Origin of the sequence: Bordetella tumbae (assembly GCF_965139195.1) — a bacterium.
GTDB classification, from domain to species: Bacteria; Pseudomonadota; Gammaproteobacteria; order Burkholderiales; family Burkholderiaceae_B; genus Bordetella_A; species Bordetella_A tumbae.
This window is the reverse complement of sequence record NZ_CBCSJH010000019.1, coordinates 81,583-105,613: the sequence shown is the minus strand read 5'-3', so window position 1 is coordinate 105,613 and position 24,031 is coordinate 81,583. Positions and strand designations below refer to the sequence as shown.

Below are 24,031 nucleotides of genomic sequence, written 5' to 3'. Positions count from 1 at the left end.
GGACCGACTTTGTGAAGCCCGGCCGGGCCGATTGCCTCGGCTCGACGACCAACAGAACCCCTACTCCGCAGCCATCAACTTCCGCCACCCCTCCCAGCCCAGCCTCCTCAACGTAGCAATATTCTTCTCATAAATCTCCGCCGCATCCTCAAACGCCTCCACAGCACGATCTATGCTGTCTTCCCGCAAGATATGCAAAACCGGATAAGGCGACCGATTAGTACAGTTCTCAACATCATCCAGCTCAGTCTCCGCAAACTGAAAATCCGGATGAAACGTCGCCACCTGCAGATCACCCACCAACCGCATACGCTTGAGCAGCCGATCCGAATAATCCTCAAAATCGTTGAACTCATAAAAATCGTTCAACGCATCCGGCACGATCAACAACGTCGTGTCAGTCTGCTCCGGATCAGTCTCAGACAACAACAGCAGTTCGTTTTCCAAGTCAGTCAGCACGCCCTCCGCATCAGTAGCGTCACTGACCGCATAGCGAACTTGGTTTTTCACCTGCACAGCTTTGGCAAAGGGACACAGGTTCAGGCCGATCACAGCCCGTTCCACCCAGAGACGAGTCTCGTCGATGATGCGCTGATAAGCGCCGTCGATATGAATCATAAGAATGTACTCAACTGCCAGACATCAAACCGGCAACGCTGCCATGATTTGCGCCACCGACGCCGTCAGGCGTTTACCGTATGGCACATGTAGAAACTCGTTTGGGCCGTGTGCATTGGAACGCGGTCCCAACACCCCACAGACCATGAACTGCGCCTTGGGGAATCCCTCTTGCAACAGACTCATCAGCGGAATCGTGCCACCCTGCCCGATGTAACCGCAAGGCGCCTCGTAATACTGGCGCGATGCCGCGTCCAATGCCTGGGTGAGCCAGGCCTCTGACTCAGGGGCATTCCAGCCCGTAGCACCATGCTGCGCGTCGAAAATGACCTTCGCGTTATAGGGCGAGTCCGCCTCAAGCAACTGCTTGATTTCATCCGACGCCGCAACTGCATCCACCAGCGGCGGCAACCGCAGCGACAGTTTGAACGACGTGCGCGGACGCAATACGTTCCCGGCGCTCATCAGCGGCGGCAGCCCCTCCGCACCGGTCACAGACAACGTCGGACGCCAGGTGCGGTTCAGCAAGGCTTCTTCGGGCTCGGTCGTCATCGGCAATACGAAACTGCCGTCGGCGCCACAGCTCCAGGGGAAACGGCGCCAGACTTCGTCGCCCAGGATACGGGCGGTTTCCTTGACCTGCTCACGGCGAGCCGTCGGGATCTCGCAGTGCAGGCTCTGTGGTAACAGACGCCCCGTGCCGCTGTCCTCCAGGCGGTCCAGCAAATGACGCAAGATACGGAAACTCGACGGCACGACACCACTCGAATCGCCGGAGTGCACGCCTTCGTCCAGGACCTGGACCTCCAGCGTGCCGGCCACCATCCCGCGCAACGACGTGGTCATCCACAATTGATCATAGTTGCCGGCCCCGGAATCCAGGCAGACCACCAACGCCACATTCCCCAGGCGATCACGCAGCGCATCGACATAAGGCAGCAAATCGTAGCTGCCCGATTCCTCACAGGTTTCTACGATGCCCACACAGCGAGGACGTGGAATGCCCTGCGCATCGAGCGCCATGATGGCCGTGATCGACGCATAGATCGCATAACCATCATCGGCCCCGCCACGGCCATACAATTTGCCGTCCTCGTATTTAGGCGTCCAGGGGCCCAAATCCGAACGCCAGCCCGAAAACTCAGGCTGTTTGTCCAGGTGGCCATACAACAGTACCGTGTCGCCATTATCAGCACGCGTCGCCGGCGCATCGAAAAAGATCACAGGCGTACGTCCAGGCAAGCGCACGACCTCCAGCTTCAGGCCGGCGACCTTGCGCGACTCGACCCACTGCGCCGCATCGCGTACCACACGCTCAATGTAAGCATTTTTTTCCCAATCCGCGTCAAATGCCGGGCTTTTGGCGGGCACGGCGATGTAGTCGGTCAGGGCCGGGATGATTTCATCGTCCCATTGGCGGTCCACAAACGCCTGCAGGGCGTCGGGGTCTAGGGTAGGCGGCAAAGCGTCGTCGGGAATGCGAGCGTTCATGGCGCAGATCCTGTACGAAAAAGGGTAAATCTGGATTTTATGCCTGTCCCGCGAAAGATGCAGGAGGGTCGCGAGAATGCTATGGTGAATAGCCCCGGGTTACTGCCGACAAGCGCTTGCAATGCAATAACGACAATCCGAGCCTAACAGCCAGTACTCCTTTTATGTCGAAAAAATTTCCCCCCATGAATCCTCTCCGTGCGTTCTACGTCGTAGCGCGCACCAAGAGCTTGACCAAAGCGGCAAAAGAGCTTCATGTTGGCCAATCGGCCATTAGCAAGCAATTGGATGTGCTTGAGAAATATCTGGGCGTGAAGCTATTTCGCCGTGAACAACGTGGCATTAGCCTGACTCATATTGGACAGGGATACGCCGAGCGTATTATTCCGGCCTTTGAACAGATATCTGGTGCGACCGACAGTCTGTTGGAACATGGCAATGACAACAAAATCCGCGTACGTACCTACACGACCTTTGCCGCCAAATGGCTGATCCCCAGGCTCGAAGATTTTCACAAACAGCACCCGGACCTGTCTGTACTGATCACCAACTCTGTACACAATACCGATTTTGAAAAAGATCACATCGATTTCAGTATTCAGCTGGGAACGGGAGACCAGGCAGACACCGTAGCCGACTGCTTGTTCGACGATATTATCGAGCCGGTATGCAGCCGCGATTTTTTGCAAAAGCATGCGCCAGAAGCGCTCTATCCCCAAGCCCTATTGCGCACAAGATTACTGGTTTCTCATTATCGGCCCAAAGGCGAATGGGCCATGTGGGCCCAGGCATGCGCGTACGCGCCGGAAATTTCCGACACGCCGCAAATGAACTTCAGCAGCTCAGTGCTGACCTGGCAAGCGGCCATGGACGGTCTGGGAATCGCCATAGGCCAGACGGCCTTGATACTCGAAGACCTCCAGGAAGGAAAACTGCTCGCGCCCTTCAATCAACCCGTCAGAACGGGTCTTTCTTTTTATCTGCTACGACCCAAAGTCCGGCGCGAATCCAGGAAAATAGCCCTGTTCAGAGACTGGATCCTCGCACAGGCGGCGACGACCCAGTCTTTGCTGCCTGATTGTTAAAGGCTGCTTTTGGAATTCAACGACATCGTCTTATACATGACCGGGTAGTAGTTGTCTGCGTAGCCGGCATCGATCGCCTGCTGCAACTTTCTGGCCGTCACTGCCGTCAGTTCATTATCGACGTCCACAGAAGCAGATAGCGCCAGCGCCAGTTTCAAGTCTTTGAGCGCATAGGATGCCGAGAACATTTTCTCCGGGAACGTGTCTTTCGCCAGATAGTCCGCACCAGTGAGTTTCAAGGCAAACGAAGCCGCCGAGCCCAGCCCCAGGACCTGACTCAGCAGGTCCTTTGAAACGCCCGATCGTTCCGATATTGCGAAGGCGGCAGCCAATGCATGCACCGTATTGATCAGGACCATATTGTTCATGGCCTTGACCACCTGTCCGGCACCTGTCGGGCCACACAGCAAAACATCGCTGCCCATGCAGTCGAGATAGGGCTTCAACTGGTCGAATTGATCTTGCCGTGCACCCACGGTGATCAATAGCGTTCCGCTTTTTGCGGCGGCGCGGCTTCTGGCAACCGGCGCATCAATCAGGCTGACGCCACGCTCCTGCAGTGCAGAAGCCAGCCCACGAACACGCTCGACCTCGCTCGTGCTCATATCGACAATTGTCTTCAAAGAGCCAGGGTTCGCCAACAACCCCTGCTCTCCGAGGCACACCTGCTCCACTTCATTAATCGAAGGCAGCGATAGAAAGACCGTATCCGCTCTGCTGGCTATTTCGGCCATGCTGCTGGCGATGACACCAAACGAGGACAAGGCGTAGACATTTTGCATGTCCAGGTCAGTGGCCAACACCTCACACCCTGACTTCTGGGCGAGGTTCATACACATCCCGGCGCCCATGGCGCCCAAGCCAATAAACCCCAGGGTAGCCTTCATGCCAGCCCTCCTTGGCGCACGCACTTCACACGCAGGAATTCCCTCAGGCCCTCGATCCCTCCTTCGGAGCCCAAGCCGCTGTCCTTGTAGCCGCCAAATGGTGTTTCGGGCAGAGACGCCTGCAGCTCGTTGATGCAGACGACTCCGCTTTGAATGTCATTGGCGAATCGATGAGCCAGCTTCATGTCGCCAGTAAATGCGTATGCCGCCAAACCAAACGGCAACGCATTCGCTTCGGCAATCGCGTCGTCAGCAGTGTCTACCGGGATCAGCAATGCCACGGGCCCAAAGGGCTCGATTCTGCAGACGTCCGCCTTTCTGTCATGAATAGCCAGTACCGTCGGCTGGTAGAAATAGCCGGGTCCGTCGATGGCTTTACCGCCTGCCAGCAGTTTGGCGCCAGACTCCACCGCGTTATTGACCAATCGATCAATCGCATCCCGCCGCCGCTTGTTTTTCAACGGCCCCATCGTTGAGTCAGGATCAAACGGATCCTTTACCTGCAGACTGTTCGCGTGCCTGACAAACTGTTCGCAGAATTCGTCGTAGATTTCCCTTTGGATCAGAAACCTCGTGGGTGACGTACATACTTGACCCGCATTGCGGAATTTCGTCGCTACGCAGGCCTTGGCGACCTTCTCGACATCCACGTCCTTCCAAATCACCACGGGCGCATGCCCACCAAGCTCCAGCGTCGCTTTTTTCATGTGCAATGCGGCTTTTGCGCCGAGCTGTTTGCCCACGTCGGTGCCGCCCGTGAACGTAATCATGGAGACCAATGGCGATGTGCAAAGCTGATCGGCAATAAAAGCAGGATCGCCAAACACCATGTTCACCGTACCAGCGGGCAACCCTGCTCGCTCAATGGCCTGCGCGATCAACAGCGCAACCCCGATTGTCTCCTCAGAAGGTTTCAACACAATAGTGCAGCCCGCGGCAAGCGCGGCGCTGATCTTGCGAGCAGGCGTGATGGCCGGCGCGTTCCATCCCGAAAACGCGCCCACGACGCCATAGGGCTCTAATTGCACCAACTGTTGTATGCCGGGCGCCCTGGCGGGAATCAGCCTGCCGTACAAACGGCGCGCCTCTTCCGCCGACCATTCAAACATTTCGGCCGCGACGTCCACTTCCTTCTGCGCCTCGGACAGCGGTTTCCCCAGCTCCGCCGAGATCTGGCGAGCCAGATTGTCTCGATCACGACGCATCTCGTTTGCCACATTGCGCAGCAATTCCGAGCGCCGCGTTACCCCGGTTTTGCGCCATGCATCAAACGCACTCTGCGCGCAGGCGATGGCTTGTTCCACGTCATCTTGAGACGCACCACGATACCGCCCAAGCTCCTGCCCGGTTCCCGGTGATACAACGGTCAACTCTGCATTGTCAGTGCCGTCACGAAACTTGCCGCCAATATATTGTGAATACTGCATGCTATAGGCTCCGAGATTACTCAATCACTATGTTCGCTTTTTTAATGATGCCTTCCCAACGGGCGGACTGGTCCTTGATGCGCTCTCTGAACTCATCCGGCGTGCTCGAAAAAGGATACTGGTCCAGTTTTAGAAGCTGAGCTTTCACCTCTGGATCAGACAGGACTTCGTTGACTGCGGTATTCAACGTGGTCACGACTTCTTTCGACAAACCGGCCGGGCCCATCAAGCCATTCCATGGCTCAGCCTCAAATCCCGGGACTTTTTTCTGTCCGATGATTTCAATATCAGGTGCGCCTTTGTCGGGTGATGAGCTCGCCGACGCCAGAATCCGAAGCTTTCCTGCTTCGGCCTGCGGCAGCGCGACGATCCCCGCCAGCAATGCGTAGTCGATGCGTCCTGCAATCAAATCGGGAATCGCCGCCGAATCTCCCTTGTACGGAGCGTGCAACGCGTTGATCTTCGTTTCATCTTTCAGCCACTCGCCCGCCAGATGATTGACGGCCCCCGTGCCTGCGGAGGCGTAAGTCAATTGATTATTCTTGTCGCGGCCATAGGCGATCAGATCGTCAAAGGTCTTGAATTTCGAGTCTGCCGGTACCGCCAGGTAATACGGATAACTGGCGACCAAGGCGATGGACGTGAAGTCTTTCAACACGTCATACTGAATACCCTTCTGGACGTACGGGACGATAGACAGTGTGCTGCTACTGCCGAGCATCAATGTATAGCCGTCCGGCTTGGCCTTCTTTAAAAGATTGGCTGCGACGACGCCACTGGCTCCGACCTTGTTTTCGACGACAAATGTCTGCCCCAGCTTTTGGCTGAGCTTGTCCGCCAACAGGCGACCGACCATATCGGTGGGGCCGCCGGCAGAAAAACCGATATAGAGCGTAACGGGTTTCTCCGGATACGCGGCAGCATGAGCGACAGACGACACGCTGAGCGCGGCAGTACCCGCGCAAGCAGCGGCGAGGCCGAGTATGGAACGGCGATTGATGACCACAAAAGTCTCCTGACTAATTGTTGATTTATTGGCGAGACACACCATTTTTCCGGTGCAATTTCGCTGCAGTCTATCAATCAAGCGGCGACGCCTGCGCTCACATTTCCTCTGCCAAATATGCCTTTTTAGACTATCAGCAGCCCGCTCTCTCGACGAACGATTCCGCACGACGATTGATATTCCTTAAAGGACTATCAAAGAGAAAAAATGTCCCCTCAAGGCCCCGTAGAACGTCGATACACTTTGCGCCTCAACAGGAGGCAACATGAATATAGGGTTCGTCGGCTTAGGCAGAATGGGATTTTCATTGGCGCGTTCATTGGTCAACAAAGGCGAAAAAGTCTGTGTCTTTGACCTGAATGAAGACGCCGCCAAAAAGCTGGAAGCGCAAGGCGCCCAGCGTGCCCGCAATGTGGCCGACTTATGCAAACAATCTGACATCGTGTTTACGATGCTGCCAGGCCCCAAGCAAGTAAAAGAGGTCGCGCTGGGCGCAGAAGGGATCATCAATAACATCCCCCATGGCGCGATATACATCGATATGAGCACTGTCGACGTGGATACGGTGGACATGCTTTCGCAGGCGTTCACCGCAAAAGGAATCGCATTCGGCGACGCGCCGGTCGGCAGATTGGCCATGCATGCGGACACAGGAGAATCCCTCTTCATGCTTGGCATTGACGGTGAGCATCTCCCGCAGGTCGAACCCGTGCTGTACAAGATGGGCACCACCGTCTATCACTGCGGCGGCGCGGGAACGGGCACCCGCACCAAACTGATCAATAACATGATGGTCTTGTGCTATTGCCAGATCAACTCCGAGGCCTTGGTCCTGGCCCAATCGTTGGGACTGGATCTGAACAATACGTTCAATGTGCTGACCAGCACCACGGCCAGCAACGGCCAGTTGAAACAGAAATGGCCCGAGAAAGTATTGAAAGGCGACCTCTCGCCCGGCTTTGATCTCGCGCTAGGCTACAAAGACATTTCCTTGGCCTCCAACGCCGGAGCATCGAGCCAGATAGCCCTGCCGGTATGCGACACCACCAAGAACATCTTCCGCATGGCGCTGGCCGCTGGAAAAGCGGGCCAAGACACTTCATGCCTCACTGATTTCTGGGCCGAAGTAAACAACTGCGCCAAACCGCGACTGAGTTAAGCACCACCAAACACCAAAACAATAAGCACAAAACTTTTGTGGCGCGAGCCGAACCCGGGCCTCGCGCCGACACGGAGGAGACTACACATGCCTGCCAACAAACGACTTCCTTTAGCCAGCCTGCTCGTCGTATTAGGGGCTACGTCCGCCGCGGCGTCTGCGGCGATTTCGGACGATACCGTGAAAATCGCCGTCCTCACGGATCTCTCGGGCGCCTACTCGGGCAATGTGGGCCCCGGCTCGATGCTCGCCACCAAGTTGGCTATCGCCGAATTCGGCGGACAGGTTCTCGGGAAACCGATCGAACTTGTGGTCGCCGACCACATGAACAAGGTCGATATCGGCTCGGCAAAGGCCCGGGAATGGCTGGATCAAGACAAGGTGGATGTCATCACCGAGCTCGGCAACAGCGCCGTGGCGTTGGCTGTGATGAATATCGCGGAAAACAAACAACGCATGACGATGGTGACCGGCGCCGGGGCAACCCGGATAACCAGCGAAGAATGCAAACCCACCAATGTGCAGTGGGTATACGACACCTATGCCCTGGCAAAGGTAGGCACGATGCCGCTGGTCGAGTCGGGAACAAAGAGCTGGTATTTCATTACCGCCGATTATGCATTCGGCCACTCGCTGGAAAATGATGGTTCCCGCTTTATCAAAGAGGCCGGCGGCAAGGTACTAGGCTCGTCCAGATACCCTTTTCCAGGGTCTGATTTTGCGTCTTACCTGCTTTCCGCCCAATCCAGCGGCGCCCAGGGCGTCGCGCTGGCGAGCGCCGGCGCGGATCTGCAGAACGAAATCAAACAGGCCAACGAATTCGGGCTGACAGAATCGCAGAAAATCGTCGCCATGCTGATGAGCATCACCGACGTTCACGGTGTGGGGCTCGACGCCGCCAAGAACATGAACTTCGCCGAGACCTTCTATTGGAATCTCGACGACGAATCCAGGACATTTTCTCGTAAATTCTATAAAGAATTCGGCAAAATGCCGACGGCGCTACAAGCAGGCCAGTACTCAGCCGTTCTCAACTATTTGAGGGCCGTCGAAAAATCAGGCAGCGATAACGTGACAGACGTCATGAAAACCCTGCAGAACATGCCGATCCACGATGCCTTTGCCAGAAATGCCCGGCTCAGAAAAGACGGCAAGCTGCTGCATGATCTATATCTGGTTTCAGTCAAATCCCCTGCCGACTCTAAAGAGCCCTGGGACTACTACAACATCGTAAAAACGGTGGGCGGCGAACAGGCCTTTATGCCGCTCTCTGAAAGCAAATGCCCTTTACTCAAAAACTGAGAACCGGCATCCCATGTACGAAGTCTATGCAATCCGATACGCCACCGTCTCGCGCCGAGCCGCGGATACGCACATCATTCCCGGCCACGATCCGCTCGTCGCCAAACAATATCCGGTCATGGGCGGCGACGGCAGCGAGATTTACTGTCTGCACCAGAATCCCGCTCTAGTACACCACAGGTAGCGCAATACAGAGATTCTCGAACGGAATCCATGAGGAGAACAACGGTGATCGATATCCAGGATTCACTGGCTCATTTGCCAGAACGATTTAACAAGAAGCTCTATTTCGTACAGCATGCAAAACGGCTGAACACCCGTTTCTTGCTGATGTCGGGCGACGACAGTTTTCGCATTCAGATCGTGGAAGGCGAGGTAGCTGCGGTCCAGGCGGGGCCTTTCATCATGGGAGAGTGGGACTTTTGCATTCGAGCAGATGAGGATACGTGGCAGACATTCTGGTCACCCACTCCCCCGCCCGGGTTTCACGACGTCATGGCGCTGTCCAAAGCGCGCAGAATGTCGATTCAGGGAAACATCTACCCGTTTATGTCGAATCTGCTTTATTTCAAGGAACTGCTGTCCACCGTCCGGCTCCCGGGAGCAACAAAATGAGCACCTCTGGCGTTGAAATCGAACCCATCGTTGGCCGATATCTCCGAATCACGCTCAACGGCAAGCCGCATAGGATTTATTTTGAAGAGGCGGGAGAAGGCATCCCCCTGCTCTGCCTCCATACGGCAGGCTCGGACACGCGCCAATATCGTGCCCTCATGAACGAGGCCCAGGTCACACGGAGGTTTAAAGTGATCTGCTTCGATCTCCCCTGGCATGGGAAATCTTCGCCTCCCGCTGGCTGGCACGAAGAACGCTACCAACTCGGGTCCAAGGAATATGCAGACATTATTCTCGCCGTCACGAACGCGCTGTCGCTGGATCGGCCGGTGGTCATGGGGTGCTCGATCGGCGGAAGGATTGTCCTGCACCTTGCGCTACACCACGCGAAATACTTCCGGGGCCTGATTGGCCTGCAATCCGGGGCTCACGTCGATCCCTACTACGATCTGGACTGGCTGCATCGCCCCGATGTCCACGGCGGTGAGGTATGTGCCGGCATCGTTTCCGGCCTCGTCGGTCCCGCCAGTCCCGAAGAACATCGATGGGAAACGCTTTGGCACTACATGCAAAGCGGGCCCGGTGTTTTCAAAGGCGACCTGCATTTCTACACTGCCGATGGCGACATTCGAAAGGATCTGACTCGGATCAATACGCAGGAGTGCCCGTTATGGCTGCTGACGGGCGAGTACGACTACTCATGCACACCCGAGGATACCGCCCTGTTGGGAAAATCCATACCAGGCTCAAAGTGGCAAATCATGAAAGGCATGGGCCATTTCCCCATGAGCGAGGATCCAGAGCGATTCTTGAGCTACCTGTTGCCGGTCCTCGACGAAATAGCCTGACCTGATTGGCGCGGCGGGACGCCGTGATGCGCGATGCTGCGCATCACGGAATGCTTACATCTTCTCAATTCCCGCCTTCGTCACGATCTCCGCATATTTCTGCATTTCACTGTTGAAGAAAGCTTTCGTGCGATCGGGCGGCATCAGGGTAATGACGTTGCCCTGAGTGGCCATGGCGGCCTTGACCTCTGGGGTATTGAACGCCTCAGTAAAAGCCTTGTACACGCGTTGCACATTTTCCGCGGACAACTTTGCCGGCCCGACGACGGCAATCCAGCCCTCGACGTTGTAATTGGACATTCCCTGTTCGCGCAGGGTGGGAATATTCGGCAGTGCTGCGCTGCGCTCGGTGCCACAGTATCCAATGGCCCGTAGCGCGCCACTCTCGAGGTGCGAACGAATCGACGCCACGGACAGCACACCCAGATCCACTTGGCCGCTCAACAGGTCAGTCACCATGGGGCCTACCCCTTTGTACGGAATATGGCGGGCCCGAGTCCCGCTTTGCAGCAGGAACATTTCGACAGCCAATTGCAGGATCGTGCCATTACCGGACGAGGCATAGTTGTAATCATCCGGATGCGCTTTCAACAGAGCAATCAACTCCGGCGCGGTCTGGGCCTTGATCCGAGCGGGATTCGTGACCAGCACCAGGGGTGATGTGCCCACCACTGAGATCGGAGTAATGTCGGCCAGCGGATCGAACGGCAGCGACTTGTATACGCTGGGGAAAATCACGTGGTTGTTCGATACCACGCTGAGCGTATAACCGTCTGCTGGGGACCGCACCAACGCCGAGGTGCCTACGATACCGCCGGCTCCAGGTTGATTTTCCACCACCACGGTATGCCCGAACGCGCGCGATAGCGCCTCGGAGGCACTGCGCGTGATCGTATCGACGCCCGAGCCGACACCCACCGGCAAAATGAATTTGATTGGCCGATCGCCTTGGGCGCGCAGCAGTCCGGGCGCCGCCAAGGCGGCCAAGCCCGCACCCATATGCATCAATACGTGGCGGCGTGACCACCCGGTTTGCTGCGTAGAACAGATGTTGTTCGCGAGTTTGATGCCGTTATCGCCGATTCTACTCAGTATGTCTTTTGATTTTTTCATGTCACCTCCGTCGTTTTTCAACCCTGCAGTCCTCTCTATCGAAGGATCTTGCCACCCTATGGCTAGCAGGGCCCTGTCCTATGTGCCTATTCACAGAGCAAAAGCTTATCCCACTGCCTTTCGCGCTTTGAGCTCGGCGATTTTCTGTTTGTCGTAACCGAGATCTGTCAACAACTCGGCCGTGTGTTCTCCCTGTCTGGGTGGGTCCAGTCGCACGCCCAGACGCTGGCCATCCAGTGTCATCGGGAACAGTGTCGTACGGGTGATTTCGCCCGCCCGTTCACCGTCCGGCAGGCGGATTTCCGCCAACCCACCGGTCGCACGCAAATGCGGATCATCGTAGAGTTCTTCGGGTTTTACGATGGGAGCATACGGTAGACCCTGTGCTTCAAAAACTGCGGACAGCTCGCTGGCACTATAGTTTTTCAAGCGCTCACGCAGTTCAGGCAACAAGGTGGGACGTGCGATGACTCGATCATTATTGGTCGCAAAATGCGACGCAGACTTCAAATCATCAAAACCAAACGCATCGCAAAACGTGCGCCATTGCGCGTCACTGACTGCCGCCAGGAAGATCTGCTCATCGTCTTTCACAGTAAAGACGTCATAGAGCGCCCAGGCGGAGATACGCTCCGGCATGGGTGACGCCGCCTTGCCCGTGATCGCATACTGCAGCATGTGCTGGCCTACGAGGAACACATTATTTTCGAACAGGGCCGATTGCACCTCTTGGCCGCGCCCGGTAATACCGCGCTGGATCAGTGCGGCCATCGCCCCGATCGCGCCGAACATTCCGCCCATGATGTCGTTGACACTGGTGCCTGCGCGCAACGGATCGCCGGGCCGGCCGGTCATATAGGCCAGCCCGCCCATCATCTGCACTACTTCGTCCAAGGCAGTGCGCAATTCGTACGGGCCCGGCAAAAAGCCCTTGTGGCTCACGTAGATGATGCGGGGATTCACACGATTCAAGGACGCGTAGTCCAGGCCATACTTGGCCATCGTGCCCGGTTTGAAGTTCTCGGCCACGACATCGGCGCTGGCTGCCAAACGGCGCGCCGCCTCGGCGCCTTCGGGGTCGTGCAGATCGAGCTCGATGCTTTTCTTGTTGCGATTGAATAGCGGGAAAAACCCTGCGCCAGCACCCAATAGATGACGCGTACGATCGCCCCCCACGGGCTCGACTTTGATGACCTCGGCACCCAGGTCGGCCAGCACCATGCCGCACGTGGGCCCCATGACCATGTGAGTAAACTCGACGACCCGCAACCCTTGCAGCGGCAATGCACGCGCCGCAGCCTGGCGGCTATCCGAAGGCGCTCTCACTGCGTGGGCACCAGATGCGGCATGAGGTGGTGCCGTCGTACCAGACGACGCTGTCGTGTCAAAAGATGAAGTACCGCTAGGTTGCTGCATGTCTATTTCCGAGAAATTGCTGGCTCGTTCTGATCGCAACGGCGTATCAAATCAACGCCGACGAGGCTCCTGCCCGAATTGATGAAGGAAACGCCGGCGCCTGATGCGCAGGAATCCCCGCCCGCCACAATGTGCCGTGCAGCGATTCTCCGGCCAGCCAGTCCGCCACCTGCTCGCGCAATTCAAGCAAACGCGGCAAATCTATGCCTGTCTGGATGTGCATGGCCTGCAACATGTAGACGAGGTCCTCGGTCGCGGCGTTGCCGCTGGCGCCCGGCGCATGCGGGCAACCGCCAATACCGGCCAGACTGGCGTCATAGCGTTCAATGCCCGTTTGCAAGGCGGCAATCACATTCGCCAGAGCCAGCCCGCGCGTATCGTGAAAATGACCGCAGCACAGGCGGTCTCCCGCCACATTGCGAGCGGCGCTAAACAACGCCAGCACTGAGGCAGGATCGGCATGGCCTACCGTATCGGCCAGACTGACCTGATCTGCTCCCGCATCCAATGCGTCCCGCAGGAGCGCCAGCACATCGTCCGCCTCCACCCTGCCCTGCAAGGTACAGCCGAATGCCGTGCCTATGCCTACCTCCAGACGCGTACGGGATCCTCTGGCATCCCGCTCGGCACGCATACGTGCAACCTCGGCGATAGCCTCTTTCGGCGTTTTGCGCAGGTTTGCCACGCTGTGTGCGTGGCTGGCTGACAAGGGTACCAACATCATGTCGGCCTGCTCGTCCATCGCTCGCTGAGCGCCGATCAGATTCGGCACCAGCACTGATACGAACAACCCCGGCAAGGTCTTGGCAAACTGCACCAGTTCGGCAGTATCCGCCAACTGCGGCAACAGGCGTGCTGGGACAAAAGAACCTACCTCTATTTCCCGTTGACCCGCCTCATACGCCGCGCGTATCCACTGCTGTTTTCGCGCCGTAGGCAGGACTCGGGAAATGCTCTGGAGCCCGTCTCGTAACCCGACCTCCCGCACGATCGCATGGGTGGGCCATGCAGACGTGGAGCCGACGTGAGAAAGCGACGGCGGTCCTGCTTGTGAGCCTAGTTGCTGTTTAGTCATGAGGGCGTAACACCGTAAGGGAATGCCCTTCAGTTTAGATATTCCTTAGAATTAAAAAAGTGTTAATTTGGAACCCTAAAAATTCCAAATAAGAATATCTTAAAAGGCCCCACCATGCGCGACCTGGACATCACGACCCTGCGCCTATTCGTACGCGTCTGCGAAACGCGCAACATTGCCCGCGCGGGCGAGCAATCCAACATTGTCGGCTCGGCCATCAGTAAACGGCTGGCCCAACTCGAAGAAACAGTGGGAGTACGGCTCCTGACACGGCGGCGCCATGGCGTCGAACCGACCGTGGCCGGCCAGACCTTGCTCGAACACGCCCGTGATATGTTGGCCAGTGCGGAACGGATCGATCGGGATATGTCGGCGTATGCGTCCGGTATACGCGGCAATGTCCGCATTTTGGCGTCGGCCTCGGCGTTGGCGGAGTCGCTCGCCGAAGACATCGCCGTGTTTCTGCAGGACCCGCAACACCGCGACATCAAAATCGAGCTCGAAGAACGCGTGACCCGAGATTTGATACGCGGGATACGCGATGGCGTAGCCTCGCTGGGTATCTGTTGGGACGCCGCGGAATTTGATGAACTGCAGACCCGCCCTTATCGCAGCGACCGTCTGGCCATCGTCGCCCATCCGTCCCATCCGATCGCGGCGCATCACACCATCAGTTTTGCCGAGACGCTCGACTACGAACACGTCAACATGCCGCCGGCCAGTGCTGTCCTGCTCATGCTGCAACAGGCGGCCTCCCGCGCAGGAAAAGTCATGCGGCACCGTGTCACCGTCTCGAATCTGGACTCGGCCTTTCGGGTGGTGCGCGCCAACCTCGCTATCAGCGTATCCCCACGGGAGATTGCCGAGCCTTATGCCAAAACGAACGGATTGCGCATCATCGATCTGACGGATGATTGGGCCTATCGGCGCTTTGCATTGGTCACACGCGACGAAGCCTCGCTATCTGGCGCGGCCCGCTTGTTGTTGACGCATCTGGAGCAAGCCGCCAAAACGCCATTGAATAAGCCGGCTCCATCACGTCGCTAGACCAGAACGATGGGCAATATGGACGCTATTGAATGATCAGGGCCGACTCGGCGGCACCTGTTCCGATCATCAAGCCGGTATTACCGCAAACACCCGCAACGGCGATCCAGACCCGTTCTGGATTTTCAACGGCGCAGCCACGATCAACGCTCCCCGCACGGGCAGTTGATTCAGGTTGGTCAAACACTGCAAGCCTAATTTGTTCGCGCCATGCATCAATGTATGGCACGGAAACGGTACCGGCCAGGCATAGGATTGGCCGGCATCGGTATTGATGGTCTCTACGCCGAATCCTCGCACATTGCGCGCCTCGATCAGCCATTGGACGGCTTCCTGTGACGGGCCGGGCGTGTGGGCGCCGTCTTCGCGCACGTTCAAAAAGGCCGCAGCATCAGGCATGCGTTTGTGCCAATCCGTACGCAGTAACACCCATTCGTCTTCGCCTATCCGACCGTGCTGACTTTCCCACTGCTGCAGAAACTCGACCGTCAACACAAAGTCTTCGTTCTGCCCGGCCTGGGCACTGGCGTCGATCACGCAGGCCTGCCCGACAAAGCGCTGGGGATCCATCGTCTCGACCGTATTCGAGGGATAGTCTTTTCCCGTGACCCAATGCACCGGCGCATCCAGATGGGTACCCGTATGTTCGCCACAGGTGAAGTTATTCCAATACCAACCCGGGCCAGCCTCGTCATACTGAGAGATGCGTTCGATCTTGAAGGCGCTGACCTGGGCAAACTGCGCAGGCAGTTGCAGGGCAGGAAACTCGGGCGACAGCGTGTGCGTCAGATCGACGATACGCAACGCCCCACTCGCGACCTCTTGGGCGAACTGCGTCATTGAAACGGTCATGTTGAACTCCTATCCAAATATCTGCGATTCGTCTGCTCGTGGGCCCACATCATCAGCGCACGCACGAGCGGTTGGAAACCGGCGTCACGTTGCCCCCAGCGCGCTCGCCACGTGAAAACCGGATGTGCCTCCCAGTCCTGGCCCCGGATGCGTCGACGCACCAATGTGCCATAGCCCCCGGACTGATGTCGAGTGATTGCGATTCACGCGAGAGGGACGCCAAAAGAAGGATTGATCCAGGCCACAATCCCCGCCATAGGGATCGCCGCCAACCAGGTTGATATTCATCGCCGCCAAGTCTGCCGGCGACAGCACGGCACGCCCCAACAGACTGCGGCGCAGATTCGGAATATGCTGCGCCAACGTGTCGATGATGCGATCGGCATAAGCCTCGCGCAATGCAACGCTCCAGTTCCCCGGCTCGGGAATCGGCAATGCGCCCAATGCATCGCCCACGGGGTGACGAGGACATTCCGGCAGCTGAACCCACAAAATATGTTTGCCGGGTGGTGCCCGCGTGGGGTCCAGCACGGTTGGCTGTGCCACACAGATGGTCGGCGCAGCGGGCAGCAGACCTCGTTCGGCCTCGTTCACCGCCCTGGACACCGCATCGACGCCGCTGGTGATGTGGACATAGCCGACGTCTCGTAAAGCCTCGACGTTCCACTGTGGCGCCTCGTCCAACGCCAGATGAATCTGCATATTGCCTTTGCCATAACGCCAGGCCTGTGCCTCGGCCCGCACCGCGTCGGGCACCTCGGACTCATCCAACAGGCGACCATACAACTGGGTCGGTGTCACGTTGCACACCACGTTTGCAGCACGGTAAACGCGGCCATCGGCCAGCACCACCCCGGCGGCTCTGCCCTGTTCCACACGCACCTTGACGACATCGGCCTGTGTTTCAATCGCGCCACCCGCGTCACGGATCAGCCGTTCGAACGCACGCACCGTATTGGCATTGCCGCCTTTTACGATAGGCAAACCGACTCCCTCCAGTGTCATCGCCACGACCTGCGCCATCAATGAGGACAAAGGTGCATCCGGGCTCAGGCCGCAATGCAGCACCCATGGCGCCAACAATGCCGCCGTCAAATCAGATTTGAAGTCCTGGCGCAGCCATGACGACGCTGGGGTCAGGGATCTGCCCATAAATCCGACCAGATGACGTGGCCCCTGCTTCCACGCTGTCCCCGCCACGGTGCGCAGCGTCTGCCAGCGCCACAATTCATTGCCGAGCAAGCCAAAGACCAGCGGTGCGTTTGCTTGCACATTGGCCAGCGCCGCTGCATATGCCTGCCCGTCACCGGCATGCGCTTGCTCGAATGCCGCCCGATTTTGCTCGTGCGATGTCGACAACGTCAGATGCCGGCCATCCGGCAACAATACCGCCGTCGGCTGCGATGTGTTGCAGTATTCCAGGCCGGCCTCGTGCAGTGCCTTTCCCAGCGCAGCGTACGCCGGCCCCACCATGAACAGAGGCTGGGCGGTCGACAGCGTGTCATGGTGAAAGCCTGGCAAGGTCAACTCATCGGTCCGGATGCAACCGCCTAATTGCGCCTCGCGCTCCAGCATCAGTACTTTGCGGCCGCGGCGCGCGAGCAGCGCCGTGCACACCAGGGAATTCATGCCGCTGCCTACGACGATGACGTCGAATACGGGATCAGAGGATTGCGCCATCAGAGATTCCGAAAATACCCGGCCTGTGTGCCAAGGCTGAAAGAGGCATTACCGTCGGCGATGACGGCAGGCCTGATGCCCTCAATCATGGCGTCCTCAATCCACACAAACTATCCGCAAAACGCAATGAGTTATCCAGTTTTGCCCTCACGAAGGCATGGCAGCATGGCGCTGTGTGCCCAGGCGTGGGGCCTGGGCACATTGTGCTTCTTTCAGCGCACGCCCCGTTTGCTTGGGCAGTTCTCCAAAACGTTCACGGTAATAGGCAGAGAATCGGCCCAGATGCCCAAATCCATACTCCATGGCCACCTCGGTGATGCTGACTGGCAGGCCTGATAGCAGACGCTGGCGGGCCGCATCCAGCCGCAGATTGCGCACCAGCGTCATCGGCGCGACACCACGATGCCGATGACACACTACGTTCAGCGTCCGCGTGGTGACGCCCGCAGCGCGCGCCAGATCTGCCAGAGAAAGCGGCGCAAACAGCCGGCTGCGAATGTAGTCCTCCAGCCGATCCAGTTGCGGACATTGTCCAGCGCGATATCCCGATACCATCTCGTCTGGCCCACCATCATTGAACCGCTCGGCAGCGTTCAACACTGTCGGCTGATGGGCGTAGACAAACCCTGCCAGCGTTTGCTCGAACTGGTTCAGCCATGCAGGATGCAGCACGTGCGTATTCCCCGCCGGCAACAACGCCACCGCCTGCTGCAACATCCCGATCCAGGGATCAATCAGATCCGCTCGGATCTTGTAGACGGGGTCAGTCCAGTTCAGCTTTGAGCCGCCCGTGCGAGGAGTTGCCATACCGCTGCGCGAGCTGAGGGCCTCTCTCACCAGCCCTCGAGGCCAATAATCGGAGGGCGTACAGGTGCTCGGCAATGACGCCGCACCGTCAGGGGTTTCACCACCATCGGCTAAAAGGCTATCCGGCAAACGCAGAATGAGCTGCTCACATCCGGGCTCCCATAGCAAACGCACCGGGCATCCACGCGGGACCACCGCGACCTCGCCAGGAACGACCCGGATACAGGTACCCGCGGACTCGATCTGCACCGCGCCCTTGAGCGGCATTTGCACCAGCGTAAAGTCCTCGAACGCCAAGGGCGAGACCTCGACCTCAGTGCCATACTGCAGAATCATCAGGCTGATGCGATTGAGTTCACGGCGATACAACGAGGCCGATACCTCGCCCGGAAACCACCGCAAACCATGATCGACCAATTGCCGGCTGAGCTGGTACTGCGCATCTCGGGCCGAACGCGTCTGGAATATCGGGGCACGATAAATCTTAGATAAATCCAGATTCCATCTGACGTCCATCATGCGTTCCCCCCGGATGCATAAAGTCATGAGTCACGTGGTACGTGCCATCAAACATCCGACGATAACGCTTCGTTTAGCCCTAAACTATTCGTGCAAATCCCTAGTCCCTGTTTGCGGCGCCGTCTCGAACCAACGTCTGGCGGACATCCCCTGATCGGGCCCCAGGCAACTGAATCCCCCATCGACGGCCAGGTCCGTTCCCGTCATCCACGAGGCGTCGTCGCTGACCGCGAAAACCACCGCTTTGCCGATTTCCTCGCCTCGGCCAACACGGCCCAAGGGATGCAGGGCTGCTCCGACCTGATCAGCCCGTTCAATAGACCCCTGGCTCATCTGGGCCAACATCGGCGACCAGGTCCAGGCGGGAGAGACCGACAACACCCGGATTCCCGCCGGCGCCAAGGTAACCGCGAAATTTTTGGTAATCTGCAGCAGCGCAGCTTTCGAGGCGGGGTATATGGCTCGCCCTGCCGCGCCGAATTTCCCGCCGATGCTGCCCATGTTGATCACGACGCCACCACGCGGCATATGTGGTGTGACCATCTGTGTCAGTACGGCGGCCGAGATCAGGTTCACGTTCAAGGTACTGAGCCACTGGTCACGCGTCGACGCCAGTCCCGCATCGTCATACGCGGCAGCGCAGTTGACCAGGATATCGATGCGGCCGGCATAGTCGGTTGCAATCCGCACGCATCGCGCCAATGCCGTGTCGTCCGTGATATCGGCCTCTATCGCCACGCCAGCCCCGCCCAGCGAGGCAGCCACCTCTTCTCCTGCCTGTTTGCCACGTCCCACGACAAAGACTCTCTCTGCGCCCGCAGCGGCGAGTTCGCGGGCCACGTCGGCCCCGAGTCCTTGCGTACCGCCGGTCACCAGTGCCACTTTTCCAGCCAAGCGGGCGGGGATGTTGCCAGGTGTTTGTGCAGACGCGATGTGCTGCTGCTCCATGATCACTCCTTTTCCGCTGACGCGATCAGCTCTTGAACCGTAATCACCTGCGCCATCAGCGCCATCGACGCCAATGCAGCCTCGTGCGTCGCACGCTGTGCTGCGGCACAGGCATCGGCGACAACGGTGACCTCGTAGCCCGACTCCGCCGCCTCGCGTACGGTGCCCTCGACCACTGAATGCGTGGCCACTCCCGCCGCCATCACACGCACAATGCCATGCGACCTCAGCAGTTGATCCAACGCCGTGCCACGAAACGCACTGATGCTAGTGTGCCTCAAGGCAAACTCACGCAGGCTGTTGAGCGGCACCAGTGACGGATAAAACTCGGCGCCCCACTCCCCGTCCTTTACCGCGCCGAGAGCTTCGGTGCGCAAAAAAATGGGCATATTGCGCGGCATATCTGCATAGTCAGGCCGAAAGGCGATACGCACATGCACTATCAACCAATCGCGGCGCCGCGCCTCAGCCAACAACGCCGACGCCCGTTCGATCAACGCCGTGCGCACCTCGTCATCAGCAATCCCCACACGAATCAGCCCGTCGGGATGCAATACCTCGTTCTGATAGTGCAGAGCCAGCAACGCCGTCGGGACTCGGCTCATATAAAGACCTCGAGGTTCGCGAACACGCTATCGCAATTCACCAGATCGACACGTTTGAGACGGATGCGCCATCCTCCCTCTCCATCGCGCGCCAACTTGTGATGCACGGCCCCTGCCAGGTGCCGCTGCTCACCGCGCCACTCGGTATGGTGCACGCTGGAACGCACAATCAAATGCCCTGCCGAGTCCCAGCCCTTGACCGCCACGTTGCCCACCAGATGCGAACATCGCGTAGGCGGCTGCTGCGACCAGTTTCGGGCGTTGCTCAAGCGCTTGACCCGCACCTCGCGCAGCATTTTGTCTTCCCAGAACAGCGACACCTGTTCAAAGGGATTCGCCTGGTGTTCAAACCGGGGAACCCAGTACCGGCCATCCTCATCCCACAACGCAAGCCACGCCTCAAAATCACGGTCATCCAGATACTGGACTTCCTGAAACAAGAACTGCTCCACACCGCGTATTTCGTCGGCGCTCAACGCGGCGGACGACACGGGCGTTACCGACACATCAAAATTACGATCAAGCAACAGCACGGCCCGCTCCTTGGATATGTTCCGATCCCGTCTCCAGCATGTACTGGCGCCATGCCTTGAACTGATTGCGCATGGGCAACTCGCTGGTGCCATTGGTAGACACCATGCCATCCGGCAGCACCTTGTCGGTACCCATGTAGCGATGCAGGCTGACCCAATCGCCACCGTCGTTCAGGTTGCCCTCCTGGCAGCGTTTGTAGACCTCGACATCATCGGGCATGACGTTGGATGAGGGGGAATTGATCACGTTCGCATAGGTCAGCGCTCGGTCAAACACGCCATCCGGCGCACCTTTCAAGCGAAAGGTCTGGATTTCTACCATCGTACGGTTGACCGCGACCGGGCGTATCACCCGAAACTGCTGAAACACGGTATGCGGCGAGCCGCTGCCATAGATGATGGTGTTATGTCGGTTCATCCCCAGGATTTCACGCGCACGCGTCTCGCCATGCACCGACGACAATGATTCGAAATGCGCCCGCGACACAGGATCACGCGTCGCTGCGGCCGGATCGAAAATACCCTCCATATAGCCATGACCGTTGTCATAGGCACGCAGCTCCAGCTTTTCCCAGAACTCATAGGGTTCGCCATTGCCGTCCATGATCAACAGCTCAAACGGCATCTCGCCCAACACCGCAGCCTCGTCGCGCGCCGCCTGAAACGAGGACTCGTGCGTCACCCGCGCATGCATGGTGTCGTGCAGATTCTCGTAAAACACCTTCCAGTTTGAGGGCTGCAGTACGCGGAACACGCCGCCTGCCACCTCGACCTCGCCCACCGGCGAGCGGTCGCACAGATTGTCGATCGACGAGATCACGCCCCCGAGAAAACTGCGCAGATCCGGCCCCTCGGCCGACTGACTCGCAAACACAAAGCCACGATAGCTCTCGACCCGCGCGACTTTTCTCATCGAAAAATCGGGATGCGCAGGATCGTAGCAAGTGCCCTCCATGGCATTCTTTAGCGGCACCGCCAATGACTTGCCATCCAGCTTGTACGTCCAAGCGTGGTACGGGCAACGAAAGAACTTGCCGGTATTACCATCCCCATCGGCCAGCAGTTTTGCGCCCTTGTGCGGACATCGGTTGTACAGCACGTGCACGGCGCCGCCCGTACTGCGCACCATGATGACATCCTGATCGCCAATGCGCGTCGTGTGATAGTCACCGGTATTGGGCACCTGGCTTTCGTGCCCGACATATATCCAGGCCTTGCCGTAGATACGCTTCATTTCCAGGTTAAAGATGTCCGGGTCCGTATATACCCGCTTGTTTACGCTATCCGGCCGGACCAACTCGGCCAGTGCTTCATTGGAAAGCGTCATCGCAATCTCCCAAAAGGTCCAGAGACCTAACACCAGATACCTGACAATCTAGAGACATCCCGATCGACAAAATAGCCAGAGTTCGCAATCCGGTATCCACGTTTGGCAAAAATGCGCCTCGCTGCACGATACGGATAAGACTGAGCTCACACCCGCCAAAATCGGATAGTCCGCCGCCACGGGTTTGCGCACAATCTGGACGAGGCTTGGCGACTTCCGCCAGCGTATTGCAGTGCCACAAACCTGGACCCGACACCATGAGCAAAGCTGCCTCCTTTCCACGCGTGCGCGCCACAGCGACCGCTGCCGCCCTGATCGCCAGCCTGGCATTCTGTCCCGCCCAAGCAGAAGACGCCGTCAAAATCGGCCTGCTGACCACGTTGTCCGGCCCCGGCAGCGCATTAGGCAATGAAATACGCGACGGCTTCAACCTCGCCGTAGAGCATGCAGGCGGCAAACTCGGCGGCGTGCCTGTCGAACTGGAAATCGAAGACGATCACCAAGACCCACAGACCGCACGCCGCGCGGTCGAGCGCTTTCTCAAACGCGACAAAGTCGATGTGGTGACCGGCATCGTATTCTCGAACGTCCTGTTACCCGTACTCCCCGAAATCCTGCGCAGCGACACGGTCTATCTATCGGTGAACACCGGCCCCAAAGACTACGCCGGCGCAAAATGCGATCCGCGCTTTTATGCCGTCGCCTGGCAGAACGAGGACATCCCCGCCGCCATGGGCAAATTCGCCACCGAAAAAGGCTACAAAAGCGTCGCCCTCATCGCCCCCAATTACCCCGGTGGACGCGAATCACTCGATGGCTTCAAACGCCTGTACAAAGGCACCATCGCCGACGAGGTCTACACCAAACTCAGTCAGCTCGACTTTTCCGCCGAACTGGCGCAACTGCGCGCCACCAAGCCCGACGCCGTATTCCTGTTCTTGCCCGGCGGCCTGGGCGTGAACTTCATCAAACAGATGGGCGCGGCCGGCATGGACAAACAAATGGCCATTCTCACCCCGGGTTTCTCCGCCGACGTCGACACCATCCGCGCCGTCGGCGACGCCATGGAAGGCCTGTACAACGCCTCACAATGGGCAGCCGACCTGGATAATCCGGCCAACAAAAAATTCGTAGCCGACTTTGAAAAATCCTATGGCCGCTCACCCACCATGTACGCCGCCCAAGCCTACGACACCGCCATGCTCATCGACAGCGCCGTACGCAAAGTCGGCGGCAAAATGGAAGACAAAGCCGCTTTCAGGCAAGCCCTCAAAGCCGCAGACTTCCAATCCATCCGCGGCAGCTTCAAATTCAACACCAACCAGTATCCGATCCAGGACATCTACATGCGCCAAGTCCAGCGCACCGCGGATGGCAAACTGCAAAACAAACTCGTCGGCACCACGCTGACCCAGCACGCAGACGCCTTCGCCGCCGAATGCAAGATGCCGTGAAGCACGCTTCGGATATAGACATACAAAAGCCGGACGAACATTGCCGAGACCATTCGCCCCCCTTGATCAATACCAACCTCAAGAAGCGAAAATCGAGCCTAATCCGTCCACAAAACTCGGACACCCGTGCATTGTGAGACGCTGCGAGTCGAGGCTGGGCAGTGGCCGCGTGAGGGCGCCTTGGGATCGAGCGAGGGAAACCGAAGGAGCGCAGCGA

At 58.1% G+C, this 24,031-nt stretch carries 23 protein-coding genes; 8 read left to right on the top strand and 15 right to left on the bottom strand.

The genetic code is table 11. The annotated features are described in order from the left end of the window. Positions 1-60 precede the first annotated feature (60 nt). A complete protein-coding gene (locus ACNA0J_RS18845) occupies positions 61-618 on the bottom strand; it encodes a DUF1415 domain-containing protein (RefSeq protein WP_415820387.1) in 558 nt (185 codons plus the stop codon). Between the two features lie 24 nt (positions 619-642). Continuing rightward, the gene (locus ACNA0J_RS18840) at positions 643-2,109 is read right to left on the bottom strand and encodes a M20 family metallopeptidase (protein WP_415820386.1); all 1,467 of its coding nucleotides are present in this window, start codon (positions 2,107-2,109) and stop codon (positions 643-645) included. A 164-nt stretch (positions 2,110-2,273) separates the two neighbouring features. On the opposite strand from ACNA0J_RS18840, the gene ACNA0J_RS18835 reads away from it, so the two are divergent. Continuing rightward, positions 2,274-3,194, top strand: a complete 921-nt coding sequence (locus ACNA0J_RS18835) for a LysR substrate-binding domain-containing protein (RefSeq protein WP_415820394.1) — start codon at positions 2,274-2,276, stop codon at positions 3,192-3,194. Here the strand turns inward: ACNA0J_RS18835 and ACNA0J_RS18830 are convergent. The 3 genes from ACNA0J_RS18830 to ACNA0J_RS18820 are packed head-to-tail and all read right to left on the bottom strand — an operon-like array spanning position 3,191 to position 6,514. Beyond that, positions 3,191-4,081: an NAD(P)-dependent oxidoreductase gene (locus ACNA0J_RS18830; RefSeq protein WP_415820385.1), complete on the bottom strand. Its 891-nt coding sequence runs from the start codon at positions 4,079-4,081 to the stop codon at positions 3,191-3,193. The two genes, ACNA0J_RS18835 and ACNA0J_RS18830, sit on opposite strands and share 4 nt — an antisense overlap. Beyond that, positions 4,078-5,508: an NAD-dependent succinate-semialdehyde dehydrogenase gene (locus ACNA0J_RS18825; RefSeq protein WP_415820384.1), complete on the bottom strand. Its 1,431-nt coding sequence runs from the start codon at positions 5,506-5,508 to the stop codon at positions 4,078-4,080. Before ACNA0J_RS18825 ends, ACNA0J_RS18830 begins: the two co-directional genes overlap by 4 nt. 16 nt (positions 5,509-5,524) lie before the next feature. Further along, positions 5,525-6,514: a Bug family tripartite tricarboxylate transporter substrate binding protein gene (locus ACNA0J_RS18820; RefSeq protein WP_415820383.1), complete on the bottom strand. Its 990-nt coding sequence runs from the start codon at positions 6,512-6,514 to the stop codon at positions 5,525-5,527. Positions 6,515-6,779: 265 nt separating this feature from the next. On the opposite strand from ACNA0J_RS18820, the gene ACNA0J_RS18815 reads away from it, so the two are divergent. The 5 genes from ACNA0J_RS18815 to ACNA0J_RS18795 all read left to right on the top strand — a co-directional run bounded on the left by ACNA0J_RS18815 (position 6,780) and on the right by ACNA0J_RS18795 (position 10,438). Further along, positions 6,780-7,673: an NAD(P)-dependent oxidoreductase gene (locus tag ACNA0J_RS18815; RefSeq protein ID WP_415820382.1), complete on the top strand. Its 894-nt coding sequence runs from the start codon at positions 6,780-6,782 to the stop codon at positions 7,671-7,673. 87 nt (positions 7,674-7,760) lie between these two features. Further along, positions 7,761-8,975 carry an ABC transporter substrate-binding protein gene (locus ACNA0J_RS18810; RefSeq protein WP_415820393.1) on the top strand — a complete coding sequence of 405 codons (1,215 nt, stop codon included), beginning with the start codon at positions 7,761-7,763 and terminating at the stop codon, positions 8,973-8,975. A gap of 13 nt (positions 8,976-8,988) precedes the next feature. Then, positions 8,989-9,159: a hypothetical protein gene (locus ACNA0J_RS18805; protein WP_415820381.1), complete on the top strand. Its 171-nt coding sequence runs from the start codon at positions 8,989-8,991 to the stop codon at positions 9,157-9,159. A gap of 44 nt (positions 9,160-9,203) precedes the next feature. After that, positions 9,204-9,590, top strand: a complete 387-nt coding sequence (locus ACNA0J_RS18800; RefSeq protein WP_415820380.1) for a hypothetical protein — start codon at positions 9,204-9,206, stop codon at positions 9,588-9,590. Further along, complete coding sequence (locus ACNA0J_RS18795; protein ID WP_415820379.1) at positions 9,587-10,438, top strand: alpha/beta fold hydrolase; 852 nt, start codon at positions 9,587-9,589, stop codon at positions 10,436-10,438. The genes ACNA0J_RS18800 and ACNA0J_RS18795 overlap by 4 nt, the downstream gene beginning before the upstream one ends. Positions 10,439-10,492: 54 nt before the next feature. Here the strand turns inward: ACNA0J_RS18795 and ACNA0J_RS18790 are convergent, their stop codons facing one another. The 3 genes from ACNA0J_RS18790 to ACNA0J_RS18780 form a co-directional block, all read right to left on the bottom strand. After that, positions 10,493-11,551: a Bug family tripartite tricarboxylate transporter substrate binding protein gene (locus tag ACNA0J_RS18790; protein WP_415820378.1), complete on the bottom strand. Its 1,059-nt coding sequence runs from the start codon at positions 11,549-11,551 to the stop codon at positions 10,493-10,495. Between the two features lie 105 nt (positions 11,552-11,656). Further along, a complete protein-coding gene (locus ACNA0J_RS18785) occupies positions 11,657-12,967 on the bottom strand; it encodes a CaiB/BaiF CoA transferase family protein (RefSeq protein WP_415820376.1) in 1,311 nt (436 codons plus the stop codon). Between the two features lie 46 nt (positions 12,968-13,013). Then, positions 13,014-14,042, bottom strand: coding sequence for a hydroxymethylglutaryl-CoA lyase (locus ACNA0J_RS18780; RefSeq protein WP_415820374.1), 1,029 nt, complete (start codon positions 14,040-14,042; stop codon positions 13,014-13,016). A gap of 114 nt (positions 14,043-14,156) precedes the next feature. Between ACNA0J_RS18780 and ACNA0J_RS18775 the strand changes: the two genes are divergently transcribed. Then, positions 14,157-15,089 carry a LysR family transcriptional regulator gene (locus ACNA0J_RS18775; protein WP_415820373.1) on the top strand — a complete coding sequence of 311 codons (933 nt, stop codon included), beginning with the start codon at positions 14,157-14,159 and terminating at the stop codon, positions 15,087-15,089. Between the two features lie 69 nt (positions 15,090-15,158). Here the strand turns inward: ACNA0J_RS18775 and ACNA0J_RS18770 are convergent, their stop codons facing one another. The 7 genes from ACNA0J_RS18770 to ACNA0J_RS18740 form a co-directional block, all read right to left on the bottom strand. Beyond that, positions 15,159-15,941: a cyclase family protein gene (locus ACNA0J_RS18770; RefSeq protein WP_415820372.1), complete on the bottom strand. Its 783-nt coding sequence runs from the start codon at positions 15,939-15,941 to the stop codon at positions 15,159-15,161. A gap of 84 nt (positions 15,942-16,025) precedes the next feature. Then, positions 16,026-17,621: a phytoene desaturase family protein gene (locus ACNA0J_RS18765; protein WP_415820371.1), complete on the bottom strand. Its 1,596-nt coding sequence runs from the start codon at positions 17,619-17,621 to the stop codon at positions 16,026-16,028. 147 nt (positions 17,622-17,768) lie between these two features. Beyond that, entirely contained in the window at positions 17,769-18,947 is a 1,179-nt protein-coding gene (locus ACNA0J_RS18760) for an AraC family transcriptional regulator (RefSeq protein WP_415820370.1), read from the bottom strand. A gap of 84 nt (positions 18,948-19,031) precedes the next feature. Then, positions 19,032-19,895: an SDR family oxidoreductase gene (locus tag ACNA0J_RS18755; RefSeq protein WP_415820369.1), complete on the bottom strand. Its 864-nt coding sequence runs from the start codon at positions 19,893-19,895 to the stop codon at positions 19,032-19,034. 2 nt (positions 19,896-19,897) lie between these two features. Next, entirely contained in the window at positions 19,898-20,500 is a 603-nt protein-coding gene (locus ACNA0J_RS18750; protein WP_415820368.1) for a cysteine hydrolase family protein, read from the bottom strand. Then, entirely contained in the window at positions 20,497-21,033 is a 537-nt protein-coding gene (locus tag ACNA0J_RS18745; RefSeq protein ID WP_415820367.1) for an aromatic-ring-hydroxylating dioxygenase subunit beta, read from the bottom strand. Before ACNA0J_RS18745 ends, ACNA0J_RS18750 begins: the two co-directional genes overlap by 4 nt. Then, positions 21,020-22,360: an aromatic ring-hydroxylating dioxygenase subunit alpha gene (locus ACNA0J_RS18740; protein ID WP_415820366.1), complete on the bottom strand. Its 1,341-nt coding sequence runs from the start codon at positions 22,358-22,360 to the stop codon at positions 21,020-21,022. Before ACNA0J_RS18740 ends, ACNA0J_RS18745 begins: the two co-directional genes overlap by 14 nt. A 257-nt stretch (positions 22,361-22,617) precedes the next feature. On the opposite strand from ACNA0J_RS18740, the gene ACNA0J_RS18735 reads away from it, so the two are divergent. Beyond that, positions 22,618-23,814 carry an ABC transporter substrate-binding protein gene (locus ACNA0J_RS18735; protein ID WP_415820365.1) on the top strand — a complete coding sequence of 399 codons (1,197 nt, stop codon included), beginning with the start codon at positions 22,618-22,620 and terminating at the stop codon, positions 23,812-23,814. Positions 23,815-24,031: the final 217 nt, after the last annotated feature.